The sequence below is a fragment of the Hymenobacter sp. R533113 genome (assembly GCF_056835965.1).
The window spans coordinates 585614-606162 of record NZ_JAKWBD010000013.1 but is presented as its reverse complement, the minus strand read 5'-3'; the positions used below and the strand labels follow the sequence as shown (position 1 = coordinate 606162).

General features: G+C 54.5%; 19 protein-coding genes and 1 pseudogene. 12 read left to right on the top strand and 8 right to left on the bottom strand.

What is annotated here, in order from left to right; all coding sequences use genetic code 11:
* Entirely contained in the window at positions 1–1236 is a 1236-nt protein-coding gene (locus MKZ35_RS11645) for a DUF3375 family protein (RefSeq protein ID WP_482513453.1), read from the bottom strand.
* A gap of 15 nt (positions 1237–1251) precedes the next feature.
* Positions 1252–1458 carry a hypothetical protein gene (locus tag MKZ35_RS11640; RefSeq protein ID WP_482513452.1) on the bottom strand — a complete coding sequence of 69 codons (207 nt, stop codon included), beginning with the start codon at positions 1456–1458 and terminating at the stop codon, positions 1252–1254.
* 491 nt (positions 1459–1949) lie between these two features.
* Here MKZ35_RS11640 and MKZ35_RS11635 point away from each other — a divergent pair, with 491 nt between their 5' ends.
* Both MKZ35_RS11635 and MKZ35_RS11630 read left to right on the top strand, forming a co-directional pair.
* Positions 1950–3104, top strand: a complete 1155-nt coding sequence (locus tag MKZ35_RS11635) for a hypothetical protein (protein ID WP_482513451.1) — start codon at positions 1950–1952, stop codon at positions 3102–3104.
* Between the two features lie 355 nt (positions 3105–3459).
* The gene (locus MKZ35_RS11630; RefSeq protein WP_482514738.1) at positions 3460–4332 is read left to right on the top strand and encodes a transglutaminase-like domain-containing protein; all 873 of its coding nucleotides are present in this window, start codon (positions 3460–3462) and stop codon (positions 4330–4332) included.
* A 95-nt stretch (positions 4333–4427) separates the two neighbouring features.
* Here MKZ35_RS11630 and MKZ35_RS11625 read toward each other — a convergent pair whose 3' ends face one another.
* Entirely contained in the window at positions 4428–5039 is a 612-nt protein-coding gene (locus MKZ35_RS11625) for a redoxin domain-containing protein (RefSeq protein ID WP_482513450.1), read from the bottom strand.
* Between the two features lie 136 nt (positions 5040–5175).
* Positions 5176–5835 carry a 4'-phosphopantetheinyl transferase superfamily protein gene (locus MKZ35_RS11620; protein ID WP_482513449.1) on the bottom strand — a complete coding sequence of 220 codons (660 nt, stop codon included), beginning with the start codon at positions 5833–5835 and terminating at the stop codon, positions 5176–5178.
* 252 nt (positions 5836–6087) lie between these two features.
* On the opposite strand from MKZ35_RS11620, the gene MKZ35_RS11615 reads away from it, so the two are divergent.
* From MKZ35_RS11615 to folB, 3 genes are all read left to right on the top strand, one after another.
* On the top strand, positions 6088–7023 hold the full coding sequence (locus MKZ35_RS11615) for a WD40 repeat domain-containing protein (protein ID WP_482513448.1): 936 nt from the start codon (positions 6088–6090) through the stop codon (positions 7021–7023).
* A gap of 110 nt (positions 7024–7133) precedes the next feature.
* Entirely contained in the window at positions 7134–8144 is a 1011-nt protein-coding gene (locus tag MKZ35_RS11610; RefSeq protein ID WP_482513447.1) for a DivIVA domain-containing protein, read from the top strand.
* A 282-nt stretch (positions 8145–8426) separates the two neighbouring features.
* Positions 8427–8813 carry a dihydroneopterin aldolase gene (gene folB / locus MKZ35_RS11605; protein WP_482513446.1) on the top strand — a complete coding sequence of 129 codons (387 nt, stop codon included), beginning with the start codon at positions 8427–8429 and terminating at the stop codon, positions 8811–8813.
* 92 nt (positions 8814–8905) lie between these two features.
* Here folB and MKZ35_RS11600 read toward each other — a convergent pair whose 3' ends face one another.
* Together MKZ35_RS11600 and MKZ35_RS11595 are read right to left on the bottom strand one after the other, a co-directional pair.
* Positions 8906–9805, bottom strand: coding sequence for a YsnF/AvaK domain-containing protein (locus MKZ35_RS11600; RefSeq protein ID WP_482513445.1), 900 nt, complete (start codon positions 9803–9805; stop codon positions 8906–8908).
* A 54-nt stretch (positions 9806–9859) separates the two neighbouring features.
* Positions 9860–10306 (bottom strand): YsnF/AvaK domain-containing protein, encoded by a 447-nt coding sequence (locus MKZ35_RS11595; RefSeq protein ID WP_482513444.1) that lies wholly within the window; start codon positions 10304–10306, stop codon positions 9860–9862.
* A gap of 486 nt (positions 10307–10792) precedes the next feature.
* Here MKZ35_RS11595 and MKZ35_RS11590 point away from each other — a divergent pair, with 486 nt between their 5' ends.
* From MKZ35_RS11590 to MKZ35_RS11570, 5 genes and pseudogenes are all read left to right on the top strand, one after another.
* A complete protein-coding gene (locus MKZ35_RS11590; RefSeq protein WP_482513443.1) occupies positions 10793–11215 on the top strand; it encodes a BlaI/MecI/CopY family transcriptional regulator in 423 nt (140 codons plus the stop codon).
* Positions 11202–13742, top strand: a complete 2541-nt coding sequence (locus MKZ35_RS11585; protein WP_482513442.1) for a M56 family metallopeptidase — start codon at positions 11202–11204, stop codon at positions 13740–13742. The genes MKZ35_RS11590 and MKZ35_RS11585 overlap by 14 nt, the downstream gene beginning before the upstream one ends.
* A gap of 230 nt (positions 13743–13972) precedes the next feature.
* Positions 13973–15777, top strand: a pseudogene (locus MKZ35_RS11580) (DUF5916 domain-containing protein); the annotation flags it as partial.
* A 55-nt stretch (positions 15778–15832) separates the two neighbouring features.
* A complete protein-coding gene (locus MKZ35_RS11575) occupies positions 15833–16594 on the top strand; it encodes a DUF5916 domain-containing protein (protein WP_482513441.1) in 762 nt (253 codons plus the stop codon).
* A 38-nt stretch (positions 16595–16632) separates the two neighbouring features.
* On the top strand, positions 16633–17031 hold the full coding sequence (locus MKZ35_RS11570) for a VOC family protein (RefSeq protein WP_482513440.1): 399 nt from the start codon (positions 16633–16635) through the stop codon (positions 17029–17031).
* Positions 17032–17047: 16 nt separating this feature from the next.
* Here the strand turns inward: MKZ35_RS11570 and meaB are convergent, their stop codons facing one another.
* Both meaB and MKZ35_RS11560 read right to left on the bottom strand, forming a co-directional pair.
* Positions 17048–18025: a methylmalonyl Co-A mutase-associated GTPase MeaB gene (meaB, locus tag MKZ35_RS11565; protein ID WP_482513439.1), complete on the bottom strand. Its 978-nt coding sequence runs from the start codon at positions 18023–18025 to the stop codon at positions 17048–17050.
* A gap of 15 nt (positions 18026–18040) precedes the next feature.
* Positions 18041–19132 (bottom strand): hypothetical protein, encoded by a 1092-nt coding sequence (locus MKZ35_RS11560; RefSeq protein ID WP_482513438.1) that lies wholly within the window; start codon positions 19130–19132, stop codon positions 18041–18043.
* 305 nt (positions 19133–19437) lie between these two features.
* On the opposite strand from MKZ35_RS11560, the gene MKZ35_RS11555 reads away from it, so the two are divergent.
* Together MKZ35_RS11555 and MKZ35_RS11550 are read left to right on the top strand one after the other, a co-directional pair.
* Positions 19438–19824 (top strand): DUF4174 domain-containing protein, encoded by a 387-nt coding sequence (locus MKZ35_RS11555; protein ID WP_482513437.1) that lies wholly within the window; start codon positions 19438–19440, stop codon positions 19822–19824.
* A 177-nt stretch (positions 19825–20001) separates the two neighbouring features.
* On the top strand, positions 20002–20484 hold the full coding sequence (locus MKZ35_RS11550) for an ankyrin repeat domain-containing protein (protein ID WP_482513436.1): 483 nt from the start codon (positions 20002–20004) through the stop codon (positions 20482–20484).
* The last annotated feature ends 65 nt before the right edge of the window (positions 20485–20549 follow it).

The following is a 20549-nucleotide window of genomic DNA, read 5'->3' as shown; positions in this document are numbered from 1 at the left end:
TTAGCGGCAAAAAATCAATTCGGGAAACCCGCATCCGCGCCCGTCCCCGAGGTCGAAATATTCTTTGTGCTGGGTGTTGATGAGGTGTCTGGACGAGGCTGCCGCGATACTACCGTAGGCCATTAGCTCCGAAAGGCCATATTTCAGCCCAAAGACATCGACTACCTGCCGCAGCGTCGCCTGACTTTGGCCGCGCAACAGGAAACTTATATTGGCCACCAATATGGTTTTGTCCACTACCCGCGGCCCCATAAGCGGCCCCAAATCGTCCGCATCCGGGAGCGCCACGGCCAGCGTCCGGGGTTTGATGCCGCTCTCGCGCTCCCGTAGCTCCACCTGGGGCTCAGTAGGGAGGTAGTCGGCCCGGCCATCCAGCTCGAGAAAGACGCCATCCTTGGGCGGATCATTCATCACCTCAAAGGCCAGCGTCCGGATGTCGTTGATGAGAGCCAGGGATTTGCGACGGTCGCGCAGGTTTTTCTCGGACAAGATTTTCTCCAGCTTCCGGGCCAGCGCGTAAAAAGAGTCGTTCACCTTGCGGCCCTCGCCATGCAAATAGAAACGGATTTTGCGCAAAAACCCGTCGCCGGCTTCAAGGCCACGGTTGCGTAGCAGCTCAAACACTTGGTTAATAAGGCTGTCCAGCTCGGCTTTTTGGCGCGGATCGGTCAGGTGCTGGTAGAATGCCTCGAAGCTGCGCCCTTGGGGCGTCAGCCGCAGTTCGTCGAGTGCGTCGAGGGCCAAGCTCAGCAAACTGCCTTTGGTTTGTGTGGCTTCCGACTGCTGCTGGTAAATACGTTGCGTGATATCGCGGAAGTTTGCTTCCACCTCCCGAAAATCGCGCAACAGGCTGCGGGCCACGCCGCTCACATCCTGATATCGGGACTCAATCTGGTAGTCCTCGTAGGTCTGAACGCTTTTAGTTAGCTTCAATTCCCGAATTTGTTGGTCCAAAGCAGCTCTTTGCTGCTCCAGCTCGGCTACTTTCGCCTGCCAGTCATCGGTCGAGTTGTGCACCAGTTCGCGCAACTGATGCACTATGCTCAGGAACCGCGACTCGGTGCCCACGAATGAAGGTTTGTTCAGTAAGGTGGCTACCCAGTCAAGTACGCTTTCCAGCTCGGGGGTCAGCGTGTGCTGGTCGGTGCCCCGCTCATCAGTGTACAAGGTCAGGTAGCCGGCACGCACCCAATCCTTCACCAGCTTGACCGCGCGTTCCTCCGTTGAAGTACCCAACTGCGAAAGATCCCCTTAGTCTTCTTCATAGCCCCAGGTTTCAAGAAAGTCAGCGAGCTGCCCGGTTAGCTTGTCGCTGGCCAATACGGGCGCGTAGCTGCTGGATTTAAAACTCTCCTGCAAAAAGCAAAGTACTAGCGGCGCATTGTGGCTCCGCACTACCCGGATGGCAACCGGAGTACGTTCGGGATGAAAGAGAGAACGATACAGCTGATAAGACATAACGCTGAATAAATGAATTGTTTTGTGTCATAACAGCTGTTCCGCCGACACACGCATTACCTGATAATGACGAGTAAATAGCTTTGTATCTGAGTCCGTATTTCCGGTCAGATTCCTAGACCAAGACAAGTCAGAGGCCAGTTTTTGTCTATATCCCCCAGGTACTGATAAAGTGGTTCCGTAAAAGCAAACGCGTAAGTTCTGTTAAATACAAAATTTATATAATAATTTGATATACAATGTTTTATATTCGAAATAGCAACAAGGTAATAATCGGTTGCTAGGCAAGTGATTTTGCAAATTTGATCATGTAAAGCACAATCAAAACAGCGGCCAAACAGCAACTGGGATTCCACTTAGCAAGAAATTGAAAATACGATTTACGCGAGCACCAGGATACCTCCGGCATCAACGGCTCATTCGGCTTAGGTTTCAGGAAAAAACTGAAGCCGTCGTAGCTTTGCGCTGTTTGTCTTTCTCAATCTTTTGTCATGGCCAAGAAGACCGCCACGCCCGCACCCCAGCTGGTTCATATTCAATCGCCCAGCGTCGATAACCTGTTGCTGTCCAAGGCGCAGAAGGAATTCAACCGCCTCACCAAGCGCATTGCCAAGCTGGAGAGTGACGTGGCGGCCTTCCGCGACGCGGCCACCCGGCTGCGGCAGCGCGTGCAGACTGAATACCGGCCCCTGCAGACTCAGCACAACGACCAGCGGGCTGCCCTTATGCGCCAGCTCGACCGCGCCTACGATACCTACAAGCTCACCAAAACTGAGCGTGGCAAAATCGTGGACCTGATCCTAAATGTAGGCTACGACCTGATCGAACGCGGTTACGAAGACTTGAAGCCCATCTTCGACAAGCACGACCCGCAGGGCTTCGATGAGGCCACGGCGGACGCGGATGAGCAAATCTCGGAGGTGATGAAGCAGCTGTTTACCCAGCAGTTCGGCATCACCTTCGACCCGGCGGTGGAAGTGAATACGCAGGAAAAGTTTCAGGCTTACGTGGCCCAGCAGCTGGCCGAGCAGCAAGCCAGCTTCGCCGACCAGGCCGAGCAACAAAATCAGCGGCGTGCCCAGCGGCCCAAAACGGCGAAGCAGAAGGACGTTGAGGCCAGGAAGCAGACCGAGGAGAAGAACATTACCAAAGCCGTGCGGACGCTATACATGGACCTGGTGAAGGCCCTGCACCCCGACCGCGAGCCGGACAAAGCCGAGAAAGCCCGCAAAACGAGTTTGCTGCAACAAGTCACGACGGCCTACGAGAGCAATGAGCTGCTGACGCTGTTGCGCCTCCAATTGGAGCTGAATCGCATCGATCAGGCCCACCTCGAAAACCTGGCCGAAGACCAGCTGCGCTACTACAACAAGCTGCTGCGCGAACAGGTGCGTGAGCTGGACGCGGCCCTGTACGAGGAGCAGACGGACTTAGCGAACTTCACGGGCCAGCCTTATTATCTGCTGCCTACGCCAGGCGCGCTGGAAGTTGACTTCAAGCGGCAGAAAACGCAGCTCGAAGCCAAGATCAGGCAGCTCGCGGCCGAGGTGCTGGCTTTTGAGCACGACCCGGCCGCGCTAAAGGCGTTTCTGAAGTCCTATCGGATTCCGAAGGCCGGCCAGGGGCCGATCATTGTGCGATTTTAGCTGGTTGTTGCCTATCCGTGGGTGAACGCCTGCTTCCGCGGCCTCTGGGAGGCTTTGTATTTCTTTGCTTTTCTGCTGTCATCTGGGCGGCTGACCTGCCCAGGCCGTATGCGGAGGCCTGCCGTTGGGGCCGATTGAAGCTGCCGAATAGCTGTACGGGCTTGTTTTTGACACCTATTGATGTTTTTCCGCTGTACTCTGCGCCCAGACCTGCCCGGCTCTTCCCGGAGTGAACATTTCCCGCCAGCCTACGTGTTGATTCCAGGCAACCGGCGGCGGCAAAACCGTGTCGGTTGCTTTTATTTACTACCTCGTGCTACTCGGGGCCGCTGCAAACGCCCCGACCATCCATTACATGACCAATAAAGAAATTAAAGCGCTTATTTCTCTGCTCGACGACCCCGAAATTGCCCCCCAGATTGAGGAGCGGATTCAGGCATTGGGCGAGACCATTATTCCTTTCCTGGAAGAATCGTGGGAGGAGAGCCTCGACCCAAGCCAGCAGCAGCGCCTGGAGGATCTGATTCATGATTTGCAATTCGATGGCCTGAAGCAGCGCTTGCGCGTGTGGCGCGATTCGGGCGGTGAAAGCCTGATAGAAGGTATGTGGCTGCTGAACTCTTATCAATATCCTGATGCTGATTTGCAGGCGCTGAACCGGGCCATTGAGCAATTGCGCTTTGAAGCCTGGACGCTGATGCGGCCCGACATGCACCCCACCGATCAGGTGCAGGTGCTGAACCATGTGTTGTTTCGGGCGCACAAGCTGGGCGCCAACACCCAGAATTTCCATTCGCCCGCCAACTCCATGCTACACCTGGTATTGGAAACTAAGCGTGGCAATCCGCTTACGCTTTGCGTGATTTATCTGCTGGTGGCACAACGGCTGAATTTGCCTATTTATGGAGTGAACCTGCCTAATCTATTTGTGCTCACTTACCAGTCGCATAGCCAGATTACGGAGCCGTTTTATATCAACTGCTACAACCGCGGCCTCATCCTGTCGCGCACCGATATTGAGCATTATGTAGCTCAACTCAACCTATCGCCCAACGATATTTTTTACACGCCCTGTTCTCACCTCGACATCGTGCGCCGGGCCTTGCGCAATCTGGTGATGAGCTTCGAGAAGCTGCAGGAACCCGCTAAAGCCGCTGAAGTGGGCAAGCTCCTGGCTATTCTGACCGACGAACTTACTCCTCCCACTGATATTGATCCGAAAGAATAAATGACGAGCAATGGTAGTACGACTTTGGAGTCGTAGTACCCAAAAAAGCCCCCCAGCGCATTGCTGGGGGGCTTTTTTATGAATGAAATACGTGGCTACATTCTCTTGATCAGGCAGCCGGCCGCGCGCTTATCGGCTACGCCCACCGCTTTGCCAGCCAGGATATTGTCCAGTGCTTGGGCTAAGTAATGCTCCTTGGCGAAGGCTTCTACCTGGGCATTATCGTCGATAGCGCCTCTATAGCGCACCGTGAAGCCATTTTCGGTGGGCTGCAATACCACGGCTTCCGGGGTTTTGGTTGCCCCTAATAAGGCGCTCACCTTTTGGCCGGGGTCGGTGAGGTAAGGATAATCGTCGGTGCCAGTGGATTTCATTTTCAGCTTGTCGGCGTCAACTGCTTCAGCCGTAGCTTCCAGGTTGATGGGCACATTGATAAACAAAAACTGCACGCCCTTGCCGCTATACGCCGCATCCAGGGCACTTAGCCGGCTTTGGTAAAGCTTGGAAAAGGCGCAGTTAGGGTTCACAAACACAACCACAATAGCCTTGTTGCTGGCATAGCTGCTCAGCGTAACGGTGGCCTTGGTAGGGCTGGTGAGGCTGAAGTCATTAACGGTGCGGCCATCTTGTGCCTTGGCTACACCCACCGCAACGGTACAGAAGAGCAGGGCGACAGCAGCAATAATTGAGATTCGGCGAAAGAGCATGGGTGGGAGGTTAGAAAGTGGAGCTGAGGGGTAAGGCTTATCCGATAAAACAATAAGTTCTAATCAGAAGGCTTTGAACTGCTGAATCTTACCTGAGTAGCGTGCTACAACTCCACCTAGATTCAGCAATTACAACTCAGCCGTGTGTGGTGTCTTCAACGCAATAAGTTAGCACGTAGTCGGTTGCCAAGCGTTGATAGGAGATTCGGTGTTCGCTGCGGAAGTTTTCTAGCAGCAGGTGCCCCGTCAAAACACCTGCCTCCCGCAGCTCAAACGGGTTGAGCAACAATTGCTCTTTAAACACCACGCCCCGACGACTATGCAACTTGTACAGCGTCTCTTTGGCACTCCAATAGAGACTATATTTCGCTGCATCGTCGCCGGCATTGGCTCGTTCGGTTTCAGCTAGAAACCGGGCTGCCAAATGTTGCGCTTTGGGCCTTATCAGTTCAACATCTGTGCCAACGCGCCCCTGTGTTGCCACAATTCCGACTACCCACTCCCCTGAATGTGACAATGAAACCGCAAAATCAGGCAATTCCTCAAAATACGGGCGGCCATTGGCATCATTGAGTACAAGCGCATGAGCCGGGGTAAGCTCGCGCAGGAGTGTATGCGTCAGGGCCCGGCCCGCCAGCCATTGTGCCTGGCGGGTTAAGTCGCGCACAGCGGGCTGCTTTGAGGCATAGTGCGCAGAGTAGGGGAGGAGGGGAAGCAGTTCGGGGGGCTTTTCTGTAAGATGCCACAGCCCCAGCAAGGTATTTACGGAAAGCGGCGTAAGGGAGTGTAAAGGCATTTATAAAGGAATTGACACGTATACTTTGAACGTCATGCAGAGGCGGCGCCGAAGCATCTCGCTCGCGGGCGTCTGATTACTAATCCTGCATCAGCACGCGAGATGCTTCGGCTTCGCCTCTGCATGACGGACTTTTTTGTAATGGGCTTGGTTAAAGTGACGTCTCGAAATGCTTAGCAAACCAGCTACTAGTCTTTTCGCTACAGGCTTAACAAAACCACTGTAATTTCGCCCTAAGTTACTACCTCACCCATGCCGTTGCTTTCTCGTCCGCAGGTGCAGAAATTGGCCACGCTCAGCGGCCACCGCGACTGCGTGTACGCCTTAGCCGGCTCTGCCGATGAAGATCGTTTCTTTTCAGCCAGCGCCGATGGCATGGTTGCCGTCTGGAGCATCGATGACCTCACGCGCGATGGAGAATTGGTAGCTCGGGTAGAAAACTCGGTATATGCCCTGCGCTACTTACCCGAGCGTGAGTTGCTGGTGCTGGGACACAATTTTCAGGGAATACAGGCCATAGCGTTAGCCGAAAGAAAGCTGGTATATAGCATCGCGCTGCCACCGGCGGCCATCTTCGACTTTGCGTACTCAGCACCCCGACAGCGCCTGTATGTGGCCCTCGGCAATGGCGTGTTAGCAATATTGCGAGCCACTGACTTTACGCTGGAAAAACTGGTGCCTCTTAGCGAGAAAAGTTTGCGCTGCCTGGCTTTGCACGAGGAGCGCGGCGAGTTGGCCGTAGGTAGCAGCGACGCGCTAGTGCGTATCCTCGATGCCGATTCGTTGGCCGTGAAGTACACGCTCACAGGTCACACAAACTCCGTGTTTACCGCTGCCTATTCGCCCGATGGTCAGCAGCTGCTAACGGCCGGCCGTGATGCTCACTTGCGTACCTGGGCCGTGGGGGGCAATTATGCCGAAGTAGGCAGTATTGTGGCCCATATGTTTACCATTAATCACCTGCTGTTCAGCCCCGATGGGCTGCTGCTGGCTACGTGCAGCATGGACAAATCAATCAAAGTGTGGGAAGCCGAAACGGGCCGCTTGCTGCGCGTGGTTGATAAGGCGCGGCACGCCGGCCACGGTACTTCCGTGAACAAGTTATTTTGGTCGGGCCGGCAGAATCGGCTAGTTTCGTGTAGTGACGACCGCAGCCTTGCGGTATGGGAAATTTCATTTAACAGTTAACATTTATCATTTAACAGTTTGGAAAGTGGCTCTGGCCCGCTTTTAATCTGTGAAAGAATAATTGCTCAACAGTAAATGAAAGTTGTTAAATGTTAAATGATACTTGTTAAATGAAAATCACCGCTCTCGATATCAGACAGAAAACCTTTGAAAAAGCCTTTCGTGGCGTTGATAAGGACGAAGTACAAGCCTTTCTGGTCACGCTGTCGCAGCAGTGGGAGCGAATGGGCGATGAAAACCGGGAGCTGCGCCTGAAGCTGGAGCACGCCACCCACGATGTGCAGAAAATGCGCGAAGTGGAAACCAGCCTGTACCGCACCCTCAAAACGGCTGAAGACACCGGCAATAGTATCACCGAACAGTCGCAGCGCGATGCCGATTTGCGCATTCGGGAAGCTCAGCTCAAAGCGGATCAGCTACTAAGCGAAGCCCGGCAGGAAGCACGTCGGCTGGTGGAAGAAGCCACTCGCGAAGCCGAGAAAAGCGTGGCGGCCATGCGCACCGAAGTCAACAGCCTGGGCCAGGAGTGTCATCGACTGGAAACCCAGATGGAAAACCTCGTGCGTGATTTGCAGCACTTGGCTTCCGACGCGTTGGAAAAGGTAGCAAAAGCGAAAGCCCGACCAAAAACCGATGCGGCCGCCATCCTTTCGCGGGCCGAGAGCGTACAGGTAAGCAGGACCGAACCTTCACCCCAAAACGACTCTACCATGCGTGTTTCTTCTGCTTCTACTTCGTCGGCTGCCGCTGTGGCTGGGGCATCCAGCGCCTCCCTGGGGGGCAGTTTGGCTGCCGAGCCCCGCACTATTGGCCCTCAGCCCGGCAACTATAACCCCAAGCCCGGCCAGCAGCCAGATCCGGGCGCGCCGGCGCAAACGCCCGGACCCGACATCCGGCCCGATTCGCCCGACGAAAACCCTGGGAAAGCCGATCCATCCCGCATTTATCAGCCCGAACCTTCCCGCGTGCCTAACCCTGGTGCCCCTGATATTGAGCGTCCTATGCCCGATATTCAGCCCGTCGGCCCCAGCCACCCCGAAATCACGCCGCCCTCGCCAGCCACGCACCCCGGAATGGCCACGGCAGCTTCAACCGAAAAATCGTTTTTCGACGAGATTTAACCCGGCTTTGCCTGTGAAAAGCGAAAGGCCCGCAATAGCTTGCGGGCCTTTCGCTTTTTTGGCGCTATACTTTACCCAAGGTCTGTGAAAAATCAACTCCGTGAGGTCGTCATGCTTAATCTGGCGTCCCGCAGCGCGAAGCATCTCGCGTGTTTAATTGAGGTTACTACTCCCACGTCAGCACGCGAGATGCTTCGATTCCTCAGCATGACTGTTTTTTAGCAACTGTTCAGATACTTTAGTCAAATCAGGGCGCTACGCCACTATTAACTACAGACTACCATGGGACAAATCGCGCTGGAGGGCATGGAGTTTTTCGCTTTTCACGGCTATTATGATGAGGAGCAGAAGATCGGAAATAAGTACGGTGTGGATCTGTACATTCAGACTGATCTGCACGCGGCGGGTGCTTCCGATAAGTTGCAGGAGACTGTAAACTACGAGGTGCTTTACCGCTTGGTAGCGGAGGAAATGCTGGCTCCGGCGCGGTTGCTGGAGCACGTAGGGCACCGGGTGATGGACCGGATTCTGACGCAGTTTCCGCATGTGTACACCGTGAAAGTGTGCGTATCGAAGTTCAATCCTCCATTGGGGGGCATTTGCCGCCGGGCGCGCATCACCTTGAAGCGCAAACGCAGCCAAAACGCCCCCCAGAACCCAGAGAAGTAGAAATAGCGTGCACTATGGGCTTTCTATCAATAAAAAAGGCGACCATAACTGGTCGCCTTTTTTATTGATAGAAAATTATAAGCTGCTAGTGCTTACATATTTCTGTTCTGTTTATCAGAATCGTTGGTGTTCGTGGTATTCGTGGTATTTCGGGTCGAATCGTTTATCTGCTCGATATCCACTTCGGTTTTGCGCACCGTGTCGCGGATGGTTTCTTCCCGCTCGGTTACCTCTTTGCCGAGGCTGATTTCCTCTACTACGCGGGCTTCTTTGCTTACTACGGCACGCTCAGCGCTTTCCGTAATTTCAATTTCACCTTCTTTAAACGCAGTGAAATCGGCTTCCGTAGCGGGGCGGTTTACAGCATGACGCTCCACGTTTACGTGCTCCTCACGCAGACGCAAGCGCTCTTCTACGGGCCGCTCTACAATCCGGCTGCGTACGCGCACGCCGCCTGTTTGCTCCACGCGCTTACCAACTTGCAGCTGCTCTTCTACTACCTTAACCGAACCAGTCTGGTCAGTTTGGTTAGTTTGGTTAGTATTGGATTGAGTGCCCGCATACGCATTGCCGGAAGTACCAGCACCATGTTGCGAGGCCAAATCATCAACATCTACTGCACCATACTCATCGAGAAAGTCACGGGCGCGTTCAGCTTCTGAAGCCGACTGGGCATGCACCGTTACCAATGATTTGCCACTGCGCACTACGTTTGAGTAGTTGTTGGCCGTATTATCATCGTCGCCGCCAAACAGATTGCTGAAAAAATTGCTGACGCTGTCGCCCGCATTATCTACTGCTGCCTCGGCGCGGGTGCCGGTAGTATTTGTGCTGGTGCTGCCACCAGTGCTATAGTTGCTGCCTGAAGCACCGTCCTGATTATACGGAGCTACGTCAACGTAATCACGCTGAAATCCATTCTGCTCAAGCTGCTGTACTGCATGCTGGGCCTCAGCGGCAGTGTTGAATACTCCTACTACGGTATGTGCCATGTTATTAAGGTATTTGGGTTGTGGGTGAAAGAAAGATTAATAATTGGGTAAAGTCTAGGTAGTTGGGTTTGAAGAAGAGGCGGGGTTAGTATCTACGCGGTGCAAGTGAATTTCTTCCTTGCGTAGCGTTATTTGTTGGGGAGTACGCGTTTCTGTCTGGTGCTTCGTGATACGTACTTCTTCTACTAGCAACAGCCGTTTTTCAACGACTAATACTTCCCGTAGAATGGGCATTATCATCGTGTCGCCCTCATAGCGGACCGCCGGTGGCGTAGCAACATATTGGTTGATGGCTACCCGCTCCACATTTACTTCCTCCTGAATAACAGATACATCAACCACTTGCTGCTCTTCCTGTACCGTTTTCGACACGCGAATACGGCCAGTCTCAACCACATCCTTTCCAATCTGCAATTGCTCTTCCACTACAGGAATCGTCACGCGCGAATCAGGCACCTGATAAGGCTGCTGGTTTTCGAAATGATTGTTGGAAGGCTCCATAGGCGGACGCACTGATAGCTGTTGATTAAGTGGTGATGCTCAGGTACCAAATAATACGGAGCGCCTCCTGCTAAGTTGAAAATTGATTAGAAAAATATTCGTGCTTTTTTCATAAAGCTCAACAGTTATGTTATGATGCCTTCGATATATAAAGTCATTATAATAATGATATATTATAATAACAATGATTTATGGATCAGGCCTTTATCTTCAAAAACAAGTGGTTTTACATCTTTAGTGATATATTTAGGTATCATGCTTAAGTATAAATCAATGGGTGGATACAACATCTTATTATACTTATCCGACTAGACGCTTTGCCATAGAAAAGGCACAACTATCTGCTTAATTCCGTGACTTTAGGTAGATGATAATCACGTAGTAAATATTTTACGAAAATATTCGTAGATAAAACTTGTTAGTACGATGAGTTTCGTATATGTTTGTCATACGAATTCCTTCGTACCACCATAACGTCCAGAATCAATGAGCAAGCGACCCCTCCCCAAGCCTACCGAATCGGAGTTGGAGATTTTGCAGGTGCTCTGGCAGCACGGCCCCACTACCGTCCGATTTGTAAACGACGAGCTAAACAAGAAGCGCGACGTAGGCTACACCACTACGCTGAAGCTACTCCAGCTCATGCTCGACAAGGGCCTCGTGCTCCGCGACGACGATAGCCGCACCCACGTGTATCGGGCCGCGCTGCGCGAGGAGGAAACCCAGGGCCTGCTCATCGACCGCCTCCTGGATGCGGCTTTTGGTGGCTCAGCGCTCAAACTAGTGGTGCAGGCCCTCGGGCACCAGCGCACCTCTCAGGCTGAACTGGATCAGATTCGTGACCTGCTGAACGAAATGGAAGAGCAAAAAAACACAACCGAGAAAGGAGGGACCAATGAACTGGCTTGAGCATCTTCTGTCCCCGGCCGTTGTACGGGCCCTGGGCTGGACTATCGTGCATTCGTTGTGGCAAGGAGCAGTAGTGGCATTGGCGCTGGCCGGGCTGTTGCTGCTGCTGCGTCAGCACACGGCCCGCATTCGCTACCGGGTGGCGGGCGTGGCGCTGGTCGCGCTGCTGGGCTTGTCGGTCGTTACGTTTGGTCGCTATTATCTGGCCGGCGGTTCTAACGCGGAGGCGGTTGTTCCTACTGTCTTGGCTACAACAACTGAAAATGCTCATACGGCTGTTCCTGCTAGTCTGGGGGGCAATTTGCCATTGGTATATGCCTTCGACAAGCGCCCAACAGCAACCGCAGCCGTGCAGACCGTAGCACCCACAGTTGGGACTGATGCGTCGTGGCTACCGTATTTCGACCAACACTTACCCCTGATTGTAACCGCGTGGCTACTTGGCTTGCTGACCATGACGCTGCGTTTTCTGGGTGGGCTGGCTTACCTGGACCGTCTGCGCCACTACCGCGTGCGGCCGTTACCGGCCGTGTGGCAGCGCCGCCTGACGGAGCTCGGCAATCGGGCGGGGCTGCGCCGGTCGGTGACGCTGCTGGAGTCGGCGCTGGTGAAAGCGCCGCTGGTGGCGGGCCATCTAAGCCCAGTTATTCTGCTGCCATTGGGCACTATTTCGGGGCTGAGCCAAGCACACCTGGAGGCCATTCTGGCGCACGAGCTGGCGCATATTATCCGGCGCGATTATCTGATGAACCTCGTGCAGTCCATTACCGAGATTCTCTTTTTCTATCATCCCGGCGTTTGGTTTGTGAATGCCTGCCTGCGCACCGAGCGCGAAAACTGCTGCGACGATATGGCTACCGCTCTGTGTGGCAGTCCGCTTACGTTGGCGCAGGCGCTTACCGGACTAGCCGAGCTAGGCCACGACCGTTTTTCAGCGCCCCGACTGGCGGTGGCCGCCGTCGGGCCAGATGGCTCGCTGCTAGGCCGCGTTCGGCGGTTGGTGCAGCGCCGGTCGGCTCCTACATTTTCCGAAGGCTTTATGGCGGCCGTGGTAGTGCTGGGCGGCATCGTGCTGCTGGGTGTAAGTACAGCCTTCTCCATGGCTGATCCGCATTTCAAAGCTGGCGGCAACAAGATGATGGCAATGGGCAATACTTGGCGGGCTGACCTCATACCCGGTCTGATGTTGTCGCCATCCATCGCCGAAAATGCCCCCCAGGGTCCTTTAGTTGAGGCAGTGGAAGTAAGCAACAAGGATAAGGACAAAGACAAAAAGAAGCGCCGTAGTAAGGACGATAACCGGGTTGTTATCATTCAGGATGGCGCGCGGGGCCGCCGCGATGCGGGAACGATTGTGCTGGAACGCGATAAGAAAGGCCGCTTGACAGAAATGTATATCGATGGGAACCGCATTGATGCGCAGGAGCTAAATGCGTCTCGCAAGAAGAGCAAAGACGAAGGCACGCAGGTTATTCGGCTGAACTCAGGTCGTCGCGTTGTACACGCTGAGGCTCCCGCTACGGTGCGATTTGATTATGAGAATGGAGGTAACTTAACTGTAACAGGTAAGAATTGGGATGAAATTCGTGAGGTGGTACTGCCCAAAATCGCCGAAAATATTGATGAGCGTCGGCTGATTCGGGCTAAGGTCGAGCGCCACCTGAATGGTAGTGCCCAGCTTGCTCAACTCGTGGATACAGAAAGATCCCGTGGCCAAGCGCTACGTTTGGCGGAGCAAAGCTTAAGAGACGCCGAGCGGCGCGCTGACAATGAATCAGTGAGAGAAAAAATCAGGGAGAAGATAGAAGACGTGCGGCAGGAGCAGGAGCAGGTGCGCGACCGGCAGCAAGCCGAGCGGGATAGAATGCAGGCAGAGCGCGACCGTCAGCGAGCCATTTGGGACCAGGAGCGTGGTGAGCGCGACAAAGTGCGCGCTGCGCGCGATGAGCGGACACGCAAATCGGAAGATGCCATCATTGCCGAGCTAGTCAAAGACGGACTGATTAAGGACAAACAAAACTTCCAGTTTGAGCTTACCGCCAACGAGTTGAAAGTGAATGGCGAGAAGCAGCCAGAAACTGTCTTGAATAAGTACCGCAAGCTGTTCGAAGAAGGCACTGGCCGCACGATAGGCACCACGGGTAAAGTGATACTAAGCTACAACGGGGGCAATGTAAATCGCATTTACTCAAGCAATGAAGGCTCTAGCACCTATATTATGGCTCCTCCGGCGCCGCCTGTGCCACCAGTCGCTCCTTTGGCACCCGGAGTACCAGCGCCGCCTGTGCCACCGGCTCCTCCTCGTGTGCCCCGCGCCCCAGCTATTAACTCTATGGATTTGGGCAAGCAATTGCGCGCGGATGGGCTGATTGGCAAGAATGATAAGTCCTACCAGTTTCAGATTAACGCCACCAGCATGACCGTGAACGGCAAGCGCCAGTCAGATGAGCTGGCGGCTAAGTATCGGCAGCTGCTGGGGGAAGGCAAGAATAGTAAGTTCAATATGAACATCTCCATTCAGGAGTAGCTCTTACCTCTTTGCTTCTGGAAAAAGCCGGCTTTCTAAAGCAGAAAGCCGGCTTTGGTATTGAAGCTGTTTAGAAAGTCGAAAAAGCCTTTGGAACGTCATGCTGAGCGAAGTCGAAGCATCTCTACCGCTTCGTATGAGCCGTTCAACGAAGCGGTAGAGATGCTTCGACTTCGCGGACGCCAGATGAGCATGACCGTCTGACGACTTTCTAAACAGCTTCATTATAAATGCCCCCGCGGCAACTCTCATTAGGCTTCGTGCATCTATTGGCTTATCGGCGGAAAATCCGGGTCTCACATTTACATATTATGCGGCGGTTTTTACTTTGTTGGTGTTTCGGATTGCTTACATACGTGGCTGGGGGGCAAAATTTGCTCCCCACGGCACCAGAGTCTAACACTAATGCTGCTGCGCCCAAGCGCCAACTGCAGGCCGTCCGCCTCACTCAGCCTATTAAGCTTGATGGCCTGCTCGATGAGGCCCAGTGGCAGGAAGCACCCATAGCCACCGATTTTATTCAGAATAGGCCAAACCCCGGCCCGCGCGAGAAGAACCGTACGGAAGTGCGCGTAATGTATGACGATGCGGCGCTCTATATAGGAGCCGTGATGCACGAATCATCGGCCGACTCCATTATGCGCGAGCTTACTGCCCGCGACGACCTCGGCAATACCGATTTTATCGCCATTTTCCTCGATACCTACAACGACAAGCTCAATGGCTATAGCTTCTTCGTCACGCCGGGCGGCGTACAGCTGGATGCGCGCTACTCGCCTGCCAGTGGCGAAGACTTTGCCTGGAATGCTGTGTGGGATGCGCGTACGGCTCTACGTGGCACCGACTGGGTAGTTGAAATGCGCATTCCGTACTCGGCTATTCGCTTCAGCGCCGCGCCCGAGCAGCTCTGGGGCCTCAACTTCATGCGTCAGCGTAAGCGCGACAACCAGCGCTTTTTCTGGAACGAGATAAAGCCCGAAGCCGATGGCTTTGTAAACCAATGGGGCCAATTGCAGGGCATCCGCGACATCAAGCCGCCGTTGCGCCTCTCGCTTACGCCTTACGTTTCCACTTACCTCAACCATTATCCTTACCAGGAACAGGGCGTGCGCAACACCAGCACGTCGTTCAACGGCGGCGCCGACATTAAGTACGGCATCAACGAGAGCTTCACCCTCGATGCTACGCTGGTACCTGATTTTGGCCAAACCCAAAGCGACAATGTGGTGCTCAACCTCACGCCTTTTGAGGTGCAGTACAACGAGAACCGCCAGTTCTTTACCGAGGGCACTGAGCTGTTTAATAAAGGCAACCTCTTTTATTCCCGTCGGGTAGGAGCCCAACCCGTTGGGTTTTATGCCGTCGAGGGCCAGCTTGGCACAGGCGAGCAAGTAGTTAAAAACCCTGGCGAAACCCGCCTGCTGAATGCCGCCAAAATATCCGGCCGCACGAGTAAAGGACTGGGTATTGGGCTGTTCAACGCGTTGTCCAACGACGTGTACGCTACCGTGCGCGACAGCACCGGGCAGGAGCGCGACGTGTTGACGCAGCCTTTTTCCAACTATAATATCGTGGTGCTGGATCAGTCGTTGAAGAATAACTCCTACGTGAGCCTCGTCAATACCAACGTCACGCGCTGGGGCAAAACGTATGACGCCAACGTGACTGGGGGCTTTTTCGCTTCGCTGATAAAAAGAACGCCTACGCCATTGATGGGCAGGTAGTGTACTCGCGCCGCCGTGGCAAGTCGTTCGCTTCGGAGGCCGACGTGCGCAACCAGGATGGCTATAAATACCAGGTAGGCGTGGGCAAGATCAGCGGCAACTTCACCTGGAAAGTGAGCCACGGCATTGAGTCGGACACGTATGACTCGAATGATTTGGGCTTGCTGCTCAGCAATAACAGCATTGAACAGTCCATCGATTTCAACTATAATAAGTACAAGCCCTTCTGGAAGGTGAATAACATGTACACCTATTGGGGCATCAGCAACGAAGTGCTTTATAGGCCCAAGCGCTACCAGAGCGTGCAGCTGTACGGCGGCGGCAACACCACATTTACCAAGAGCTTTATGACGATGGGGGGCAATTTTGACGCTCTCGCCCCGCCGCCACGACTACTTCGAGCCGCGCGTGTCGCCGCTGGGCCGCCTGTACGTGCGGGTGCCCGCCAACGTGGGCGGCAGCATGTTTGTCTCTTCCGATTATCGCAAGAAGCTGGCATATGATATAAGCTTGTCGGGTCGCTACTATGCTCAGGATCGGGGGCGGCCCAACCGGACGGGCCTTGGCATCGGTATTAGTCCGCGCTACCGGGTCAGTAACCAACTGACATTTCGCTACGACGTGAGCTGGAGCCGGCAAAACCACCAGATTGGCTACGCCGGCGGCATGAGCAGCCAGGAACCCCTCGACGAGCTTTATCTGGACGAGTCAGTATTGGGCAGGCGACGAGTGGTAACGGTAACCAACACATTATCTGGATCTTACACCTTTAATAACCGCATGTCGTTTACCATCCGCACGCGCCACTACACCAGCAATGTGCACTACTACGACTATGTGCGACTGCTGGAAAAAGGCCAGGAAGAAGCCATTGATTACCGCCGCAACCGCGACACGAGCTTCAACGCTTTCAACGTGGATGCTGTGTACTCCTGGTGGTTTGCGCCCGGTTCCCAAATCAGCGTAGTGTGGAAAAACGCGGGCTCCAGTTTCCTCACCGCCGACAAAGCCACCCCGCTTTACTTCGACAATCTGACCAACACCGTAAATACTCCCCATAGCAATTCCTTGTCGATCAAGGTGTTGTACTACCTCGATTACCTGATGCTGAAGCGTAAGAGTAGCTAGGTAAAAGCCCTATCACTCCTTTTTGCCCCCACTGTTATATGGCACAGCACATTGGCGCTCTCACTCTGCTCGTCCGGGACTATGACGAAGCCTTGGCTTTTTATACCGGTAAGCTGGGCTTTGATCTGGTAGAGGACACCGACCTGGGGCAGGGCAAACGCTGGGTGCTGGTAGCGCCGCCGCAGTCAGCGTCCACCAAGTTGCTCTTGGCCCAGGTGGCTTCTGAGGAGCAAGTTCAACAAATTGGTAATCAGGCGGGTGGAAGGGTATTTCTGTTTCTGTACACCGACAATTTCCAGCGCGACTACACTTTGTTGCGAGAGCGTGGCGTACGGTTTCTGGAAGAGCCCCGGCACGAAAGCTACGGTAGCGTGGCCGTGTTCGAGGATTGCTACGGCAACCAATGGGATTTGCTGGAGCAGCGTATTGCTTCCTAACAATCTGAGCTTCACGCTACAACCCTAAAAGCTCGGCGGCTGCGCCAAAAGGTGATTTTTTGCCCCCCATCACCTGTTCCCGCACTTTTGTTAGTTGCTGTTGCACGCGGGGGTTGGCATAGAACCGCTCTTCCAGCTCCTGCCGGATGGCCTCGTATAGCCAGTGCAGGTTCTGCTCCTGCCGACGCTGCTGAAAGTAGCCGCTGGCCTGCATTTGCGTTTGATATTGCTCTATTACCCCCCATACTTCCACCACGCCGGTACCCGTCAGCGCCGAGCTGGTCGTAACGACGGGAGCCCAGCCGGAAGCAGCTTTGGGAAAAAGATGAAGGGCATTTTGGTACTCGCGACGCGCGCGGCGCGCGGCCAACTCATTGCCCGCGTCGGCTTTAGTGATGGTCACCGCGTCGGCCATTTCCATGATGCCTTTCTTGATGCCCTGCAACTCGTCGCCGGCCCCGGCCAGCATCAGCAGCAGAAAAAAGTCGACCATGCCGTGCACAGCAGTTTCGCTTTGGCCTACGCCTACGGTTTCCACAAAAATGACATCGTGGCCGGCCGCTTCGCACAATAGCATGGCCGCGCGGGTGCTGCGCGTAACGCCTCCCAGAGAGGCGCCTGCCGGCGACGGTCGAATGTAGGCAGCCGGGTGGGCCGCCAACTCACTCATGCGGGTTTTGTCGCCCAGGATGCTGCCGCCGCTGCGTTGGCTGGTGGGGTCCACGGCCAGTACGGCCAGCTTCTTGCCCAGCTTATTCACCAAATACAGCCCTAGTGCTTCAATAAACGTGCTTTTGCCCACGCCCGGCACACCCGTAATGCCTACCCGAATGGAGTGGCCCGCCTGAGGCATAACCGCGTCGAGCACCTGTTGAGCGAGCTGTTGGTCGGTAGCCAGGGTGCTTTCCGCCAGCGTAATGGCGCGGCTCAGCACGACGCGGTTGCCGGCCTGAATGCCGGCCACGTACTCGGCTGCGGTGAAGCGTTTGGCCATAGTTGTGGGGCGCCCTTACTTGACAATGAAATTAGGCAAGCCAAACTTACTGCGTTTGCCCCCCAAGCTTATGCCATCGTCTTTGTAACCGCAAGCTAAGCCCGCGGCATTGGGGGTCTCAATGACACCTAAAAAGGGGTTGTCTTCGCGGGCCACGTAGATTTTACCATCCGGTCCCCGCTGGAGCGCCCCGATTTTGCGGTTTTTCGAATCACCTATTTTGGTCGCTTTACTGGTCTTCAAATCAAACTGCCAGATTTGGGCCGCTCCGCCGCCGGTGCCGTTGTTGGTGCTATAAAGCTTGCTGCCATCGGGCGAGAACTCCACGCCGTAAGCTTCCTCGTAGGGACCAAATTGGCGCGGCTTGCTTACTAAGCCCGTTGTACGGTCGAAGTCGAATACCTCAAATTTGTTGCTTTCGCGCCAGATAGCGGCGGCCAGCTTGTTGCCATCCGGCGAGAACTTCATGCAGCCGATAGCATTGCGGCCGGGGCCGGCGTGCATGGTGCCGACGTTGCTTAAAATCGGCTTAGTCTGAACGCCATCGGCCGTAACGAGATAGGCCACAAAGGCATTGGAGTTCCAGCGGTGGCCTACCACCCACACGTCGCGGCCATTTTGGTGGCGTACCGCGGCCAGCTTCTCGGCCACCGGCGAAATGAGCAGCATATTGGCCCGCGGCACGTCGCCGAGGCCATTGTCGCGGGTCATGTCCACCACGGAGTAGCGCATGCCGCCGGGCCGGCCCTGAAAGTCAGTGGTGAAAACGTAAAATACGTTGCCGCTGCCGGGGTCAGGCACAATCAGAACGCCTTGTGTGCTTTCCTGGCCACCCATCAGCTTGCGGCCGTTGGGCATAGGCTGATGCTGACGGTTGAAAATGGTGCCTCCGTTAGTATAGAACAGCAGCTGCCCGGTTTTGGTAGTGGCTACGGCGCAGTTCTCGTTGCTCACCATTTTGCTGTCCAGCAGGGGAGTGGGCTTGCCCTGGGCAAAGCTTAGCCCTGCCATATTGCCAAAATACCAGGTAGATTGCTCGGCCTGAGCCCAGGCTTTTGAGTTGGTAATCAGGCTAATAAACAAGAAGAGAAAAAGAAGTCGTTTCATAAAGTTGCAAAGCGCCGGAGCAGGTGTGGTAACGGGCGCTACTGTAAGGAAAACGGAATTTCATGCCAAGATAATATAGCTGTCGGTGGCAACCGCCGGCGAAAATCAGCGGCGAGAAGTAACAAGCAAGCGCTTTACGGAGTTAAAATACTGGCTGGGGGGCTTTTTTGAACCCAGCTAAACTAGAAAAGCCTCCCATTGTCCGCCTGCATGTTTGAAGCTGTAACCGTCTCACTTCTTTGGTATTGCACATGTTGCGCTCCTTTGTTCTTGTGTTACTAGTCAGTAGCGTTGCTTTAGCAAGTGTGGCTCAGACGCCAGCAGCTAAGTCAACATTGCCTGAGAAGGTAAAAGCTCAGCGGTGGCAGAAGCGGGTAGTGGTCCTCTACGCACCCACAGCCGAATCAGCGGAGCTACGGCAGCAAAAGGCAGGCATGGCAGCCGCCAAAGCGCAGGTGCAGGCGCGTGATATACTTATCATTGAGGCTATTGAAACTAGCTTAAACTCCAACGAAAAGCAGTATGTACGTCAGACGCTGGGTGTGGCGCCGGGCGGTTTTGCAGTGGTGCTCATTGGTAAGGATGGCGGCGTAAAGCGCAAAGAGACCGCTCCCATCGACCCCAAAGTCTTATTTGAGACGATTGATACCATGCCCATGCGCCGCCAGGAAATGCGCCAGAAAAGTAGGTAAGCCCGCAGGCAAAGAAGCAGGGTTTCGGGCCAGGAGCTGAGCGGTATAAAACCAGAGTGCCTCAATTTTGTATGTTAGTTTCCACGGTCGGAATTTGCCCCCCACGGGCTGTCGCTATAGACGGTTCAGGGCTGCTGCCGTATGGATTGCAACCATTTCATTAAAACTCACCGTTCCATGTCGTTTTCCTCCTCCCGCCCCGAAGACTTATTGTTTGATGCCGCCCGTCGGGGTGATGTTCCTTATCTGAAAGAACTGCTGGCCACCAACATCGACGTGAATACCGTGAACGGCAAAGGCTTCACCCCACTGATCGTAGCTGCCTACGACGACCAACTGGAAGCTGTCCAGCTTTTGCTCGAAGCCGGGGCTGATGTGGATGTGCAGGATGCCGGCGGCAACAACGCCCTTATGGGTGTCTGCTTCAAAGGCCACGCCGAAGTTGCCAGCCTGCTGATAGCGCAGGGAGCCGATTTGAACTTACAAAACGGCAATGGGGGCACGGCCCTCATGTTCGCCACTTTGTTTGGGCGCAATAAGCTAGTGAAGCTCATGCTCGATGCCGGAGCCGATACCACCATTCGGGATATCCGCGGGCTTGCCGCCCTCGATCTGGCTGTGCAGCAAGGTAATGAGGAGGCTTTGCAGTTGCTCCAATAACTGTTTGCTACCTTAAAAGCCTATTTGCCGTATAACGCGCAATTGCTCCCGACATGGTTGTTCCG